The 15,057-nt window shown below is 37.2% G+C and carries 13 protein-coding genes; 9 read left to right on the forward strand and 4 right to left on the reverse strand.

Going from position 1 to position 15,057, the window contains the following annotated elements:
- The first annotated feature begins 115 nt into the window (after positions 1-115).
- The 4 genes from ACMGDK_RS08575 (at position 116) to ACMGDK_RS08590 (ending at position 5,436) form a co-directional block, all read left to right on the forward strand.
- Positions 116-2,797, forward strand: coding sequence for a TonB-dependent receptor (locus ACMGDK_RS08575; protein ID WP_436807553.1), 2,682 nt, complete (start codon positions 116-118; stop codon positions 2,795-2,797).
- A gap of 84 nt (positions 2,798-2,881) precedes the next feature.
- Positions 2,882-3,313 (forward strand): hypothetical protein, encoded by a 432-nt coding sequence (locus ACMGDK_RS08580; RefSeq protein WP_040993398.1) that lies wholly within the window; start codon positions 2,882-2,884, stop codon positions 3,311-3,313.
- Positions 3,314-3,388: 75 nt separating this feature from the next.
- Complete coding sequence (locus tag ACMGDK_RS08585; protein WP_436807554.1) at positions 3,389-4,381, forward strand: aspartate-semialdehyde dehydrogenase; 993 nt, start codon at positions 3,389-3,391, stop codon at positions 4,379-4,381.
- 53 nt (positions 4,382-4,434) lie between these two features.
- Positions 4,435-5,436, forward strand: a complete 1,002-nt coding sequence (locus tag ACMGDK_RS08590; RefSeq protein WP_436807555.1) for a cation diffusion facilitator family transporter — start codon at positions 4,435-4,437, stop codon at positions 5,434-5,436.
- A gap of 31 nt (positions 5,437-5,467) precedes the next feature.
- Here the strand turns inward: ACMGDK_RS08590 and ACMGDK_RS08595 are convergent, their stop codons facing one another.
- Both ACMGDK_RS08595 and xrtF read right to left on the reverse strand, forming a co-directional pair.
- The gene (locus ACMGDK_RS08595) at positions 5,468-5,905 is read right to left on the reverse strand and encodes an exosortase F system-associated membrane protein (protein ID WP_436807556.1); all 438 of its coding nucleotides are present in this window, start codon (positions 5,903-5,905) and stop codon (positions 5,468-5,470) included.
- The gene (xrtF, locus tag ACMGDK_RS08600; RefSeq protein WP_436807557.1) at positions 5,892-6,422 is read right to left on the reverse strand and encodes an exosortase family protein XrtF; all 531 of its coding nucleotides are present in this window, start codon (positions 6,420-6,422) and stop codon (positions 5,892-5,894) included. The genes ACMGDK_RS08595 and xrtF overlap by 14 nt, the downstream gene beginning before the upstream one ends.
- Before the next feature lie 256 nt (positions 6,423-6,678).
- On the opposite strand from xrtF, the gene ACMGDK_RS08605 reads away from it, so the two are divergent.
- The 5 genes from ACMGDK_RS08605 to ACMGDK_RS08625 all read left to right on the forward strand — a co-directional run bounded on the left by ACMGDK_RS08605 (position 6,679) and on the right by ACMGDK_RS08625 (position 10,315).
- Complete coding sequence (locus ACMGDK_RS08605; protein ID WP_436807558.1) at positions 6,679-7,698, forward strand: aminoglycoside phosphotransferase family protein; 1,020 nt, start codon at positions 6,679-6,681, stop codon at positions 7,696-7,698.
- A gap of 122 nt (positions 7,699-7,820) precedes the next feature.
- Positions 7,821-8,237, forward strand: a complete 417-nt coding sequence (locus ACMGDK_RS08610; protein WP_436807559.1) for a RapZ C-terminal domain-containing protein — start codon at positions 7,821-7,823, stop codon at positions 8,235-8,237.
- Positions 8,238-8,311: 74 nt separating this feature from the next.
- Complete coding sequence (locus ACMGDK_RS08615; RefSeq protein WP_436807560.1) at positions 8,312-9,025, forward strand: nucleotidyltransferase family protein; 714 nt, start codon at positions 8,312-8,314, stop codon at positions 9,023-9,025.
- 8 nt (positions 9,026-9,033) lie between these two features.
- The gene (locus ACMGDK_RS08620; RefSeq protein WP_436807561.1) at positions 9,034-9,786 is read left to right on the forward strand and encodes an LOG family protein; all 753 of its coding nucleotides are present in this window, start codon (positions 9,034-9,036) and stop codon (positions 9,784-9,786) included.
- A 58-nt stretch (positions 9,787-9,844) separates the two neighbouring features.
- Positions 9,845-10,315, forward strand: coding sequence for a DUF6702 family protein (locus ACMGDK_RS08625; protein WP_238639943.1), 471 nt, complete (start codon positions 9,845-9,847; stop codon positions 10,313-10,315).
- A gap of 323 nt (positions 10,316-10,638) precedes the next feature.
- Here ACMGDK_RS08625 and ACMGDK_RS08630 read toward each other — a convergent pair whose 3' ends face one another.
- On the reverse strand, positions 10,639-12,036 hold the full coding sequence (locus tag ACMGDK_RS08630) for a M949_1556 family lipoprotein (RefSeq protein ID WP_436807562.1): 1,398 nt from the start codon (positions 12,034-12,036) through the stop codon (positions 10,639-10,641).
- Between the two features lie 19 nt (positions 12,037-12,055).
- On the reverse strand, positions 12,056-14,932 hold the full coding sequence (locus ACMGDK_RS08635; RefSeq protein ID WP_436807563.1) for a carboxypeptidase regulatory-like domain-containing protein: 2,877 nt from the start codon (positions 14,930-14,932) through the stop codon (positions 12,056-12,058).
- Positions 14,933-15,057 lie beyond the last annotated feature (125 nt).

The raw sequence follows: 15,057 nt of genomic DNA on the forward strand, positions 1-15,057 counted from the left end.
AAATCAACAAGTTAAAACTTATTAAGATTAAGTAAAAATTAACATACAGTTAATATTAGTTAATTTTTATTTCGCGAATTTTGCAGAAAATTAAATCTAACTATTACTAACGATTATGAAATTAATCAACAAATCGATGCTATCTGCAGTTATTACTTTATCTACAGCTAGTGTTTATTATGCTCAAGAAGTTCAGGATACGGTGAAAACTAAATCTAATGACATTGAACAAGTTGTAATCACTGGTGTTGCTGATATTGCTAAAGATAGAAAAACACCGGTAGCAGTTTCAACCATTAAGGAAGCACAGATTGTACAACGATTAGGAAATCAAGAATTCCCGGAGATCTTAAACTCTACCCCTTCTATCTATGCAACGAAAGGTGGTGGTGGTTTTGGTGATGGTCGTGTCAATATTCGTGGTTTTGATACAAATAACACAGCGGTAATGATCAACGGTGTTCCTGTAAACGATATGGAAGGAGGTACAGTATACTGGTCAAACTGGCTTGGTTTGTCAGATGTTACTTCTGCTATGCAGGTTCAAAGAGGTTTAGGCTCATCTAAATTAGCTATTGCATCTATTGGAGGAACCATTAACGTTATTACAAGAGCTGCTGATAAAAAGAAAGAAGGTAATGTAACTTTAGGTCTTGGTAATGACGGATACCTGAAAACATTATTTTCATACAATACTGGTAAATCTGCGAACGGATGGTCTACTTCATTCTTAATGGCAAGAACGGCTGGTGCAACATATATAGATGGTTCTGATTTTGAAGCATACAACTATTATTTTGCTCTTGGATGGCAACCAAATAAAAAACATGATTTCCAATTCACATTTACTGGGGCTCCTCAATGGCACAACCAAAACTTTAACGGAAGTATTGCTACATATTTAGATATGGGTGATGGTAAATTGGATAAGGTTTTTGGAGATGAGCCAAACAGAAAATACAATTCTAACTGGGGATATTTGAATGGAAGACAATATTCTCAATCTGTAAATTATTATAGTAAGCCTGTTGCATCCATCAACTGGGATTGGACAATGAGCGAAAAATCTAAATTATCAACTGTTGTTTATGCTTCTTGGGGACGTGGAGGAGGAACCGGAGTTATCGGATCCATTAATGGAACAAGTATAAACAGCCTTCCGAAAACTCAAGATGGTTTAATCCGTTTTGATGATATTGTTGCATGGAACCAAGGACAATCAGTATTATGGAATCCATCAAATCCTGCTGCTCCAATCAATAAAGTTAATGCAACGCCAGGAATTGCACAAAGAAGCAATGGTCTAGTAAGAAGAGCTTCAGTAAACTCTCACGATTGGTACGGATTCCTTACCAATTTCCAACATAAAATCAATGATAATTTTAATTTTTCAGTTGGTTTAGATGGAAGATACTACTATGGTTATCACCCGGGAGTTTTAACCGATCTTTGGGGAAATAATAAATTTATTGAAAAAGACAACAAGAATAATCCTAACATGGATGTAAATCTTGTTTACAATGCATCACCTTCTGCTAACCCGTTCATTAAAGCCATAAAAGATAAAGACCAGATTGTATACAGAAACTATAACGGAGAAGTTCTTTGGGGTGGGGTTTTTGGACAATTAGAGTATTCTAAGGATAATCTTTCCGCATTTGTACAGGGTTCTGCTTCCGAACAAGGGTTCTCAAGAATTGACAACTGGATTATAGATGGTGTTACCGAACAATTAGGAGAAAAGGTAAATACAAAAACAGAGATGAAATATCTGTTTGGTTATAATGTAAAAGCAGGTGTTAATTACAACATCAATGATAATCATAACGTATTTGTGAACGCTGGTTATTATTCTAAACAACCAAACTTCTTTGCAGTTTATCCTTACTCGGTTTCAGATGGTAGACAGACAGGTAACCAGCAAGTCGTGAATAAGGATCTTCAGAATGAAAAAATTGCTTCTGCAGAATTTGGTTATGGTTTTAGATCTTCTAAGCTTAGAGCTAACCTGAACTTATATTATACTTCATGGGATGATAGATTCGTTCGCCTTACTAACCTTACTATTTACGGCTTGGAAAGAGCAACTGTTAGCTTAAATGGAGTAAAGCAGGTACATATGGGTGCTGAGCTAGAATTATTCTACAAGCCTTTGAACTTTTTAGAATTTAACGGAATGTTATCTATAGGAAACTGGAAATATAAAAACAATCCTACAGGTCTTTTAGTTGATGAAAACGGAGCTCCTATTGTTGGCTCAAACGGAAAAAACGAGGTTACATTAGCTTTAGATGGTCTTAAAGTATCTGATGCTGCTCAAACCACAGCAGCTATTGGAGCTACTGTGAAGCCCGTTAAAAACCTTGATATTTACGGAACTTGGAGATATTATGACAACCTATACGGAACATTCAGTATCAACAGTAGTTTTATCATTGGAGAAAATGGACAAACTCCTGCAGCCAGAGCAGAAAAAGGTTCTTTAAAAGCACCTTCTTATAATCTCACTGATGTTGGAGCATCTTATACATTTGATCTGAAAAATGGACAGAGATTGATTTTATCTGCAAATGTTTACAACTTATTTGACACTACATACATTTCAGATTTAAGATCATCTAACAAGAAAACATTCTCAGATTTCAAGACACCTACAAATACTAATGAGCAGGCACAAGCATTGTTAGACACTTATAATTCAAATCCAAACTATTTCTACAAAGGTTTGGATGTTAGCAACAACGTTTATTTCGGATTCGGAAGAACTTGGTCAGCTTCACTTTCTTACAGATTCTAATAACATCACAATATTAGATTTTATAAATATCTATCCCGGCTTTTCGCCGGGATTTTTGCTATATTTGTGTACAAAAAATTGAATATGGATTTTTACAAGATTTTGCTTAATGCACACAAAGGATTTGGTTACCTTGAACTTCTTTTGGTCTCATTATTTATTATTGCCCTTTTAGCCACAATGTTTGGTTTCAGTGGTAAAGTGAACAAATTTTTAAAGAAGACAACCCTCTTTACGATGATTTTCTTTCATGTTCAGTTTTTAATAGGGATCATCATGCTGGTGATTAATTTCACTAAAGGATTGGATATGGGATCAGTAATGAAAAATGCTGACTTAAGATTCCAGTATGTAGAACACCCGTTTTCTATGCTTATCGCAGCAGTATTGATGACTATCATCAACAAAAAAGTGAAGTCTAATGACACGATTTCCCTAGGAATTGTAATTATGGGACTCATTGCTGCAGGCTTATTTGCATTTGCCTTCCCTTGGACAAGAGTCTTTGGGGCTTAAAACATAAAATAATAAGTTATCAATGATGTATTTATAACTTTGTAATAGTTTAACCTTAAATTTTTTATTAAATCAATGAAAGTAGCTGTAGTCGGTTCAACAGGAATGGTTGGACAAGTTATGCTGAAAGTTTTGGAGGAGAGAAACTTCCCTGTAACAGAATTAATCCCAGTAGCATCCGAAAGGTCTGTTGGCAAGAAGGTGAAGTATAAACAGGAAGAATTTACGATTGTAAGCATGAAAGACGCTATAGCTGCCAAACCTGATATTGCCATTTTTTCTGCCGGAGGAGACACTTCTCTTGAATTCGCACCTCTGTTTGCGGAAGCTGGCACCACTGTGATCGACAATTCTTCAGCATGGAGAATGGATCCTACTAAAAAACTGGTGGTTCCGGAAATCAATGCTAATGTTCTGACCAAAGAAGACAAGATCATTGCCAACCCAAACTGCTCTACCATTCAACTGGTAATGGTTTTGGGCCCATTGAACAAAAAATATGACCTGAAAAGAGTGGTTGTTTCCACTTACCAGTCTGTAACAGGAACTGGAAAAGATGCTGTAGATCAGCTCAATGCTGAAATAAGCGGAGATGACAGTGTTGCCAAAGTATATCCTTATCAGATCTTCAAAAATGCTCTTCCTCACTGCGATGTATTCAGTGATGATGATTACACGAAAGAGGAGATTAAATTGATGAAAGAACCTAAGAAAATTTTAGGTGATGATACATTCAATCTTACAGCCACTGCAGTGCGAGTTCCTGTTCAGGGAGGACATTCAGAAAGTGTAAATATTGAATTTGAAAACGAGTTTGACCTTGACGAAGTAAGAAAGATCTTATCCGAAACTCCAGGTGTAGTGGTAATGGACAATGTGAAAAACAACGAATATCCAATGCCGCTGTACTCCGAAGGGAAAGACGAAGTTTTCGTCGGAAGGATAAGACGGGATCTTTCACAGCCCAAAACGCTGAACCTCTGGATCGTAGCAGACAATCTGCGAAAAGGAGCCGCAACGAACGCTGTACAGATTGCAGAATACTTAGCAGCCAACAACTTAGTTTAAACTAACAAAATAAAAAAGAGTCTCAGAATTGAGATTCTTTTTTTTATCAAACTATGGAAAATAAAAAAACCATTACCCGCAAAGACAAAATAGGATTTCAAAAGTTGATTGCCGCTTTTGGGCTTATTCTTTTTATCGGAAAGATCGTTGCCTGGAAACTCACCAATTCAGATGCTGTATTCTCCGACGCCATGGAAAGCATCGTGAATGTTATCAGTGCGTTCATGGGACTTTACTCTCTTCATCTTGCCGCAAAGCCCAAAGACGAGGACCACCCTTACGGCCACGGAAAAGTAGAATTTGTAACATCCGGTATTGAAGGAGCTTTAATAGCCATTGCAGGCATCATGATCATCTATGAAGGTATCAACAGCCTTGTTGTAGGAAAAACCCTGAGCAAAATAGATCTGGGAATATGGATTATTGCTGCAACCGCTGTTGTTAATTACCTCTTAGGATATATTTCCATAAAAAAAGGAAAAGCAGAAAACTCTCTGGTTCTGGTATCATCAGGAAAACACCTTCAGTCCGATACCATCACGACATTAGGTGTTGTAATAAGCTTAGTCATTGTTTATTTCACTAAAATCTATTGGCTGGATTCAGTTGTAGCCCTTATTTTTGGACTTTACATCATCTATGTAGGCTATAAGATTGTCAGAAAATCTTTAAGCGGTATTATGGACGAACAGGATCCTGATCTCCTGAACCAAATTATCAGGGTACTCGAAGAAAACAGGAGGATAGAATGGATAGATGTCCACAATATGAAAATCCAGCAGTTCGGTGCCAATCTCCATATTGATGCTCATATTACTTTGCCCTGGTACTACAGCCTTCGTGAAGCTCACAATGAAATGGAAAAAATGATCATCCTTCTAGCTAAAAACACAAAAAGAAGTGTTGAATTTAATTTCCATATGGATGACTGTAAAACAGTGTCCTGTCCTGTATGCCAAATCAAAGACTGTCCTGTCCGCGAGAAAAATTTTATAAAAAGAGTAGAATGGACTCCTGAAAATGTTACCAGCGTAGACAAGCATACCGTAGATTGATCCGCTGTAAAAACAATTTCTGCTGATTTATTTAGCTGCCTTTTTCCACTAATTGTTTTCTATAATAAAACATAGGAACAATCAAAAGCAAAGCCAGCGGCTGGATTACAAAACGTCTCATATAAAAGGAAAAAAGATAGCCAATATCGAATTGGTCATAAATACAGTAAAGATAGATCGGGAAAGTAATAGCAAAGATAATAGTAATCAGCAATGCTCCCTGTGCCGTCCACTGACGGTTTTTAAAAAGACATTGAATAATAAGACATGAAAAAGCAAGATTAAGCATAAACCTGAAAAGATGCCCTGCAATTAATTTTCCCCACTCAAAGCTGGGAAACGCAATGTTTTTAATTGCTTCATGAAAATACTCAAGAAAAGGATCATAGAAAATTTTGTCTTCAAGCATCCGTACGCCTATAAGACCGCAGATTCCTGCTATCACCAAAAGCCAGTTAAGAATTTTCATTTTTTAAAGCAAAGAATTTGATCCATACCAGCCAAAGAACCACAACAGTTCCGTAAATAACTGCCGGAAAAATAAAATCATGGAACATTTTTCCATATTCCTGATGATCTGCCATAACGATATTCAGTCCTACGATTCGCAGGAGATTCATAATGTAGAGCAAAATAAGCCCGGCCAAAGCAAAAATATATGTTTTAGCACCTTTATAAAATGCAAAAACGAAGGCTATAAATAAGATCATGACGGAAACAGCATTACACCCTTCCACCATTCTCGTTACGTAATTTTTCTTTACATAAAACCAAACCTGCTCATTTTTCACATCATCATACAGCAGCGTAGGAAATCCCGCAGCATTTTGAATGGATGCAACCTGATCAGCAATCATCCGGGAAAAAGAATCCAGCCCATTGGCCTTACCGCTGTTCAGATAAAACTGGTACCCAAAAAGCAGCACCAGGTAAATGATGATGAACCTCAGCAAAATGTTTAAAACTGGTTTAAAGTCCTTTAGCATAATGCAAAGATAAAAATTAGAGTGAAACTTAGGCTAATAAATGTTTCATTTTAGATTTCAGACACCCCATATCAGAGATGAAACGTTTAGATTTTTAGGCTTTACAAAATAATTAACCGGCATCAAGTCTCAAACATCAGCCAGCAGCCATCAACTCCTAAACCACACCAGTTCTACTCCAACTCTGATACTCTCAAACAACCAAAACAACCAGAACAACAAACTCCCATTAAATTAGTATATTTGTTTCCATATTATGACTTCCGAAAACGCAAAACGATTTTTTGAAAATTATCTGGGTGAACCATCTTCTGAGTTCGTTACGCTGGCTCAAAGTGGTTCTGCGAGGAAGAATTTCCTGGCCAAATCCAACACCGGAAAATACATTATCACCAGCAATGAAAATATTCCGGAAAACGAAAGTTTTCTCTATTATTCTGAAATTTTCTCAGAGCTTAACCTCAACACCCCTGATATTTTTGCTGTTTCAGACGACAGAAAAATGTATATACAGGAATTTCTTGGAGAACACACTCTTTCAGACATTATTACAGCAGAAGGTCTTTCCGCTCATGTAAAAGCATTGGTAAAGCAAACATTAGAAAAGCTTTTCCAGCTTCAGATCCAGACCCATGGGAAAATCGACTTTTCAAAAACTTTTGAATACGAAAGTTATGACGAGCTTCCCGTTATCCATGATTTGTATTATTTTAAAAATTTTGTAGCTGATGTTCTGGAACTGGAATACCGTAAATCTGTCTTACTGAAAGAATTCAAACAGATTGCCAACCTTATAGAAAGTCTTGAGCCCAAAGGAATTATGATTCGTGATTTTCAGGCAAGGAATATTATGGTTAATGAAGATCATAAAGTTTCGTTCATCGATTATCAATCCGCTATGAAAGGTCCGTTGATGTATGATGTGATTTCTTTTCTTTTCCAAGCTAAGGCAGATTTCCCGGAAGATTTCAAGAATGAAATGCTTGACTATTATATCGGGCAGTTTGAAAACAAAGAGATTAAGACTCAACTAAAAAACTCGGTACAACCAATTCAGATGATGAGATTTTTGCAGGTACTTGGGGCTTATGGCTTCAGAGGACTGATTCAAAGGAAGCAACATTTTACGGCCAGTCTTGAAAAAGGAATTCAAAATATCACCCGGTTTGCTGCATCCTGGGAATATATGAAAGACTTCCCGGAACTGAAAAAAGTGATAGAACAGCTGTCTTCGGAAGAATCGAAAATGAAAATTAATGCTATTTTAAATAATTAGCTCCGACTTCGCTCAGGCTGACAGTTTACAGATAGTCTGTTAGTTTTAGAAATGTCAGCCTGAACGAAAAGACTTTGATATCAATAAAAAACCTTAATGGTTTAAATAAAAAATAAAGAAGAATGTTACACATAGACATACACAGTTTTTCATACAAAAAAGGAGGAATCCCTAAGGATCATTCAGGAAACGGCGGAGGTTTTACCTTCGACTGCAGAGGAATTTTGAATCCCGGAAGAATTGAGGAGTACAAAATCCAGACGGGAAATGACATTGGGGTTCAGGAATATCTTGAAACAAAAACCGAAATGCCGAAATTTCTGGAATTGGTGAAATCCATTATTTCAATCAATATTGATAATTATCTGGAAAGAGGTTTTGAAGACCTGCAGATCAATTTCGGATGTACTGGCGGGCAGCACAGATCTGTGTATTCCGCGATCAAGATCGCCGAATTCATCAAGAAAAAATATCCTGAAGGAATAGAAATAAGCCTTCACCACGACGAACAACACCACCTGAATATGAGTAATGGATAGTGAGTAATAAGTAATATTTTTACTTGCTTGTCTACTGAAATTACTCATCACTTATCACTCTTTACCTATACTCTATGAAAGCTTTAATTTTCGCTGCCGGAAAAGGCACAAGGCTCAAACCGTTTACGGATCATCATCCAAAAGCACTTGCTCCGGTAAATGGCATCCCACTTTTGGAAAGGAATATCAATTATCTTAAAGGCTTCGGAATAAAAGATTTTGTGATCAATATCCATCATTTTGGAAATCAGATTGTTGAATTTTTAAATAAAAACAGTAATTTCGGCTGCAACATTGAAATCTCAGATGAGACGGACGAGCTGCTGGAAACTGGTGGCGGCTTGATTTTTGCTAGAAGATTCCTCGATCACGGGGAAGATTTTCTGATCATGAACGCTGATATTTTAACGGATATCAATATTAATGCATTCGTTGAATACCATAAAAAGATAAAAGATTTCGCTACTTTAGCGGTTTCTGATAGAGACAGTTCCAGAAAGCTGCTTTTCAATGATGATATGGTTTTGAGAGGCTGGCTTAATGTACAGTCGGGAGAACAGAGGCTTGCGGAATTCAACAAAGGCTTTAAAGCTCTTGCCTTCAGTGGTGTTCATTGTATCAACCCCGCTATCTTTGAGAAAATAAAGAGAACCGGTAAGTTTTCTGTTATGGAGGAATATCTTGACCTGATGCAGACTGAGCATATCCACGGATTTGTGCATGACAGTATTCTGATAGATGTAGGAAGACCTGAATCTGTAATAGAAGCCGAGAAATATTTTAAATAATTTTTGCAATGGAAATGGATGGAACCCGGGATGAAAGTTTAGTAAATCCTGCACTTGATATTAACGAAACAAAACTTCACAACAGTCTCAGACAGAAAACCTGGGACGAAACCATCACCAAAGACAGCTGGATGGTTTTCAAAGTAATGGCTGAATTTGTAGACGGGTATGAAAAGCTGGCTAAGATAGGACCATGCGTTTCTATATTTGGCTCTGCAAGACTGAAGCCTGAGAGCAGATATTACGAAATGGCTGTTGAAATTGCTGAAAAGATCACCAAGCTGGGCTTCGGAATTATTACCGGAGGTGGCCCCGGAATCATGGAAGCAGGAAATAAAGGCTCTTTTAATGCACAGGGAAGATCTATCGGGCTTAATATTGATCTGCCGTTTGAACAGCATTTTAACCCGTACATTAATAAATCCTATTCTATGAACTTCGATTACTTTTTTGTAAGAAAGGTAATGTTTGTGAAATACTCTCAGGGGTTTGTAGTAATGCCGGGAGGTTTTGGTACCCTGGACGAGCTCACGGAAGCAATGACCCTGATTCAGACCAATAAAATAGGTAAGTTCCCGATTGTTCTGGTAGGAAGTGAATTCTGGAGTGGATTACTGGATTGGTTCAAAGCAACACTGTTAAAAGAAGGAATGATTGCCGAAGATGATTTAGAATTATATCGAGTGGTAGACACGGCTGACGAGGCTGTTGCACACATCAAGGCATTCTATGATAAATATTCTGTGAACGTAAATTTTTAATTGGCATATTATTTGTGACCTATAATTAGCAAGTATGATTGTAAATCTATTAATTAAGATGAAAAAACTTTTATATATATCAGGAATTTTAACATTTTTTGTGTTAATGAGTTTTATGTATGTAGACTTTTTCTCTTCAATGACTAAAGTTGATTATATAGATGGAAGCAAAACATTGAAGTTTACCACAAAAATGAATACCAACCATATTTCTGATGCTATTAAAATCAATCCCAGTACAGCAGGATTTGAGGCAGAAGTAAAAAAATATGTAAATAATAATTTTGATGTGTTCGTCAATGGATCTCCAAAAACTATAACCTTCACCGGAAGTCAGGTAAGCGGAGAAACTGTATGGGTGTATTTTGAGACCGGTGGTGTTTCCGATATCAATACCTTAAAGATTAAAAACACTATTCTTTTAAGTGCTTTTCCTAAGCAGATCAACATTGTTAGTGTTGCTTATAAAGGAAGCCAGAAAGTAATGAACTTCCAGCGAGGCAAGGAAGTAAATGAAGTTTCTTTCTAAACAGAATAATTTTTAAAATATGAACCACTGCATCTGCAGTGGTTTTTGTTTTTTTACCGTTTTATTAATCTAGGGCCTTCTTCATACCGAGTTTTCAAATTATATTCCAGATCGTTCTTATCATTTGAAAGGAATACCAATCAGGGAATCTGTGATATTATATTTTTGGGCATAATAAATTCATTTTCAATATCATTAAATCAAAGCTACAGATATGTTCGGTCTTTTTATTAATTCTTCATTTGCATTTGCTCTTACATTTATCACAACATAAAAAGGCCGTCCTATAAAGGACAGCCTGTATTTAAAATATCAGATTTAAATTATTGAACCTGAATATTGTCTAACTGAATAGTGGTCGTAACACCAGGTGATGCTCCGGTATATTCAAACAGGATAAATCCATTACCCGTTAATCCAGCAGGTAAAGTATAAGTTCCCGCAGGAGTTAAAGTACCGTAACCGCTAACAGGGGTTTGTGGAATTGTAAATTCAGATGTAATATCTGTTTTTGTTGCCGCTGTAATATCTCCAAGTGGAGTATAATTGGTGGTATAATATACTTTTAAAGCATTACCGTTCCAGAATCCGACGTTTACATCAAACTTCAATGTATTGGCAGCAGTAAAGTCAACAGGTACCGCAAAATACGTTAAATAATTTCCAGACCCTGAATTAGCTCCCAACTGAATATACTTATTGTTGCTGAAAGACTTTAGCTGCCAGTATCTGTTTCCTAATACCGCATCATTTACATATTTAGGATACACTTCAAGGTTAGTAGGATTCAGTGAGTAACTTTCAAAGTTTTCAAGGAAAGAACCTGAATAAACAATCTCAGTTCCTCCTTTAGGTGGCGTTGAATCTACTCTTGTTCCACCGAAATTAACGTCAGATAAGCTTCTGATCAGCATCTGCCATGTTGAATTATATCTGCTTACTACAAAAGTAATGGTTCCGCTTCCTTTTGGTATAAGTTCTCCCCCACTTTTGAAGAATCCTGAGTTTCTGATTACCGCAGTACCTCCCAACTTATCTTCAATATTTCTGTCTGTGTCCAAACCTTGGCCTCCTGCATCATAATCAAGATATTTTTTCTGAACCGGGAATATTTCACCGAAGCTGAATTGTACATCAGAGACAGTAACCAGTGTATTAATTAAATTAGCCTGTTTTGCATCATTTAATGAATTCAGCTTTGTTGGAATAATCGTCTGGATATCTAAACCATTTCCGTTACATACTCCGGAAATGTATCTTCCTACAAGAGCCTGAGGAATTCTGCCGATAGCAAAATTAGGATCTTCAGAACCAAGTTTAATTGATCCTCTGTCAAGTCCCAAACGTAATCCTTTCGCATTAATTCTGATATGTGCTCCTACCGGGAAATCTGCAAAGTTACTTGCTTTATCCACTTCAATCTGAAGACCTACAGTAGGGTTTACCGTTTTATCCTGGAAAGAGATTGTTTTATAGAAATTTCCCTGAGCATCAGAAGAAACGATATAACCGTCGAAGATCTGATCTGTTGTAATCAGTTTATATCCTGTAGCAGGAGCCTGAGCTGCAAAATCTGCCATTGAAATGGTAGGTGCTTCGAATTTATTTGAACAAACAATTGGAGGAGTTTCCCAATCATCATTCTTTACACAAGAAGACACTGCAGACAGTACACCTACTGCTACAAATGCCGTTTTGAAAAAGTTAGTGAAATTATTCATTGTTATTTTTTTATTTTTATTAGAATCTGAATTGTAAGTTAACGAAGTACGAACGTCCTTGAGTATACCAGTATTTCGGTCCGAAAGAAGGTGTAGAGCTGTAATAATCTGAAGCAAAATCTTTTGCTTTAGTTTCTCTCGTTTGCTCAAAGCCTCCTGTAATGAATCTCTTGTTGTTTAAGATGTTGTTCACAGAAGCTGTCAATAATATATAATACTTTCCAATCATGAATGATTTCCCTGCATTAGCATTTAAGAAAAATGCAGAAGGAAGTTGCACAGGCTTCAGCAGATCACGTACATCACCATCGGTAAGACCAAGGTAAGGAGTGCTTGAATATGGGTTCTGAATAAAGTTATTCGTTCTTAAAGCCGGAGCCGGATCCAGATAATTGTTGTCAAAATAGTTCCAGTTAGCTCCTACCCACCAGTATTTTGGGTTGTTATATCTGAAACCTAAAGAGAATGCCCTCTGAGGAGTGCCTCCCTGCTTATAATCTTTCAGATATGCTTTACCGAAAGAAGTCACACTGCTTCCTGATGCATCAGAAACCAAATAAACTTCAGGATTATTTCTGTACGTATATTGTCCTAAACTGGCAAGACCCTGTAAAGATAAGGTAGGAATAACTTTTAGGTCTACACCTAATTCCACTCCCATATTTCTTTTCTCAAGGTTGGACATCACCTGGGTAACAAATGCACTCTGTACTTGAGAAACAGATCCGTCAGGATTGGTGCTGCTCAGCTGGATCCCATCCGCAAAGAAGCGCTGTACATTGGTTTCGTTCTGCGTATCTACAATATATCCTGATGCTCTTAATTTCAGGAAGGGTGTATTGATAACATAGCTTAAATCATTAGCCGTGTATACCGTACTTCTGATATTGGGATTAACCAGAGCATTGACTCTAGGATTGATAAACAGATCCTCCAGGAATGGTGCCTGATTGTACATAGCTCCGTTGTACACTAAGAAATTACGTCCGTTGATACGGTAAACAATCTGTCCTTTCAGACCAAAGTTCCAGAAATTGTAATCCTTACTTTTCCCGTAAGAGTTTTCATATAAATAATGTTTGAAAAGACCTTCCCTGTTTGAAGTGGAGTATCCGGCAAGAGCAGAAACAAATACATCGAAATTTCCTGTAGAAAATTTCAGTCCCGGATTTACTTTTGCTTCCTGTCTTCTCAGGATATAGTTATAAGTCATACGGTCTCCCACTCTCAGCTGCACATTAGGATCCAAAGTATTATAGAATCCTGTAGAACCAGGTTTGGCCGATTCTTTAAACGGATCTACACCAATAGCATAATCTCCACCTAAAAGATCCTTCATTTCACGGTAAAGCTCAGATCTGTAGTTCTGATACGAAACGTTCATGATAAACTTCGTACGGTCGTTAAAGTTGTATGTGTAGTGCGTACCTGCGTTGAAGATCTTATCATCGCTTACATCATCTACAAGATATATCTTGGAACGTTTCCCTGATAATCCGTATAAACGGGCCATTTCAGCCTGGTCTGTAACATCATTCTTTTGGTTGTTTGCATAAATTTGCCCCCAGTTGATCTGTGTTACGTTAGGATCTCCGTTCCGCCAGCTAGACAGGCTTGTATTATAGGCATCCCAAAGTGTATTATACTGCACGGGATCAGTCTCAGTGTTATTAACGGAGTTATAAATAATACTGTTAATATAATAACTTGGTAAGTTTCTGTAATAAGTAGGTGACGGATTCGTTACCCCATTCCAGTCTAAACGCGAACCTTTATCTTTTCCAAACTGGTAAGATGCAGTCGTCCAAAGGCTGGATTTTTTATTAATCTTCCAGAAGTCCTGAATTTGGAAAAGCGGCTGGAATCCTCTTCTTACTCTTTCGCTTCTTTTTTCTCCATCCTGCCATCCCCAGTAAGAGTTATAATGTACTCCTCTATAGTCATAGACTTCCTGCGTACTCGGGCTTGCTGTAGATCTTCTGTATGGCGCACCGATAAAGTTGAAAGTCATTGTGTGGCTGTCACTGAATTTCTTTTCTACCCCTAAGTAGGCTCCATACGCATCATAAAAAGTTCCTTCCTGGATTCCTTCCTCAGCCCATCTTCTGGCTCCCATTACAGTAAATGCCCATCCTTTACTATTCATTCCTGAAGTATATCGTAAAGATGTTCTGTTTCTGTAATTTCTGTTAGTCAGGGATTGTGTAAACTGGAATCCTTTTCTATACTCACTGGCTTTTGTATTCTTGTAAACAACAGAGCTGTTTCCACCAAAAGCGTATTCAGACGGGGAATGGTTAGATGCAATTTCCGGATATCTCGTGATCTCGTTCAGTCCACCCCAATTGCTGAAGTCAACATTACCATTATCAGATTTTACCATTGAGACACCATTCAGCATAGATTCTCCTGTTCTTCCGTCAATTCCTCTCGGGCGGAACCAGTAAAATCCTAAATCAAAGGCAGCAATCCTGCTGAAGATATCCTGAGAAGATTGCAGTAATCCTACTGTAGAAGCCTGTCCACTACTGTTACTGTCGTCATCATCATTGTCTATAATCGCTAATCCCTGATCTGCGCTTGTAAGTGCAGAATATAGAGTTATTACCCCTAGATCCTTTCTTTTCTCATTGGTTACGTCAAACTCCATCATTTTGGTTTCGAAGTTTGGTTTCGTAATCATAATTTGATAATGGCCCGGCTGCAGGTCTACAAACTGGAAGTACCCAATTTTGTCAGCCGTTACATCATTTTCGCTCCCTTTAAGATCTACTTCTGCCCTTTCAACAGGCTTTCCATCGGCATCCTTAAGATACGCAAACACAGTAGTCTGCGCAAAATAGAATGAAGCAGGAAGTAAAGTAAATAAAGAGACTAATGATAATTTTTTAATCATGAGTATATTATTTTTTTTAATACTTTTCTTCTTAATTCTCAACAGTTTAAAAGTTGGGGGCACAAATTTAATCAAAATTTGGAATCTCCAACTTTTTTAACAATATTTTTTCTTAACACTGCAAC

Source organism: Chryseobacterium hilariae (assembly GCF_051400735.1).
Classification (GTDB): Bacteria; Bacteroidota; Bacteroidia; order Flavobacteriales; family Weeksellaceae; genus Chryseobacterium.

Coding starts and splice junctions, on each gene's coding strand:
- ACMGDK_RS08575 (WP_436807553.1), top strand. CDS start 116: ATGAAATTAATCAACAAATCGATGCTATCTGCAGTTATTACTTTATCT.
- ACMGDK_RS08580 (WP_040993398.1), top strand. CDS start 2,882: ATGGATTTTTACAAGATTTTGCTTAATGCACACAAAGGATTTGGTTAC.
- ACMGDK_RS08585 (WP_436807554.1), top strand. CDS start 3,389: ATGAAAGTAGCTGTAGTCGGTTCAACAGGAATGGTTGGACAAGTTATG.
- ACMGDK_RS08590 (WP_436807555.1), top strand. CDS start 4,435: ATGGAAAATAAAAAAACCATTACCCGCAAAGACAAAATAGGATTTCAA.
- ACMGDK_RS08595 (WP_436807556.1), bottom strand. CDS start 5,905: ATGAAAATTCTTAACTGGCTTTTGGTGATAGCAGGAATCTGCGGTCTT.
- xrtF (WP_436807557.1), bottom strand. CDS start 6,422: ATGCTAAAGGACTTTAAACCAGTTTTAAACATTTTGCTGAGGTTCATC.
- ACMGDK_RS08605 (WP_436807558.1), top strand. CDS start 6,679: ATGACTTCCGAAAACGCAAAACGATTTTTTGAAAATTATCTGGGTGAA.
- ACMGDK_RS08610 (WP_436807559.1), top strand. CDS start 7,821: ATGTTACACATAGACATACACAGTTTTTCATACAAAAAAGGAGGAATC.
- ACMGDK_RS08615 (WP_436807560.1), top strand. CDS start 8,312: ATGAAAGCTTTAATTTTCGCTGCCGGAAAAGGCACAAGGCTCAAACCG.
- ACMGDK_RS08620 (WP_436807561.1), top strand. CDS start 9,034: ATGGAAATGGATGGAACCCGGGATGAAAGTTTAGTAAATCCTGCACTT.
- ACMGDK_RS08625 (WP_238639943.1), top strand. CDS start 9,845: ATGAAAAAACTTTTATATATATCAGGAATTTTAACATTTTTTGTGTTA.
- ACMGDK_RS08630 (WP_436807562.1), bottom strand. CDS start 12,036: ATGAATAATTTCACTAACTTTTTCAAAACGGCATTTGTAGCAGTAGGT.
- ACMGDK_RS08635 (WP_436807563.1), bottom strand. CDS start 14,932: ATGATTAAAAAATTATCATTAGTCTCTTTATTTACTTTACTTCCTGCT.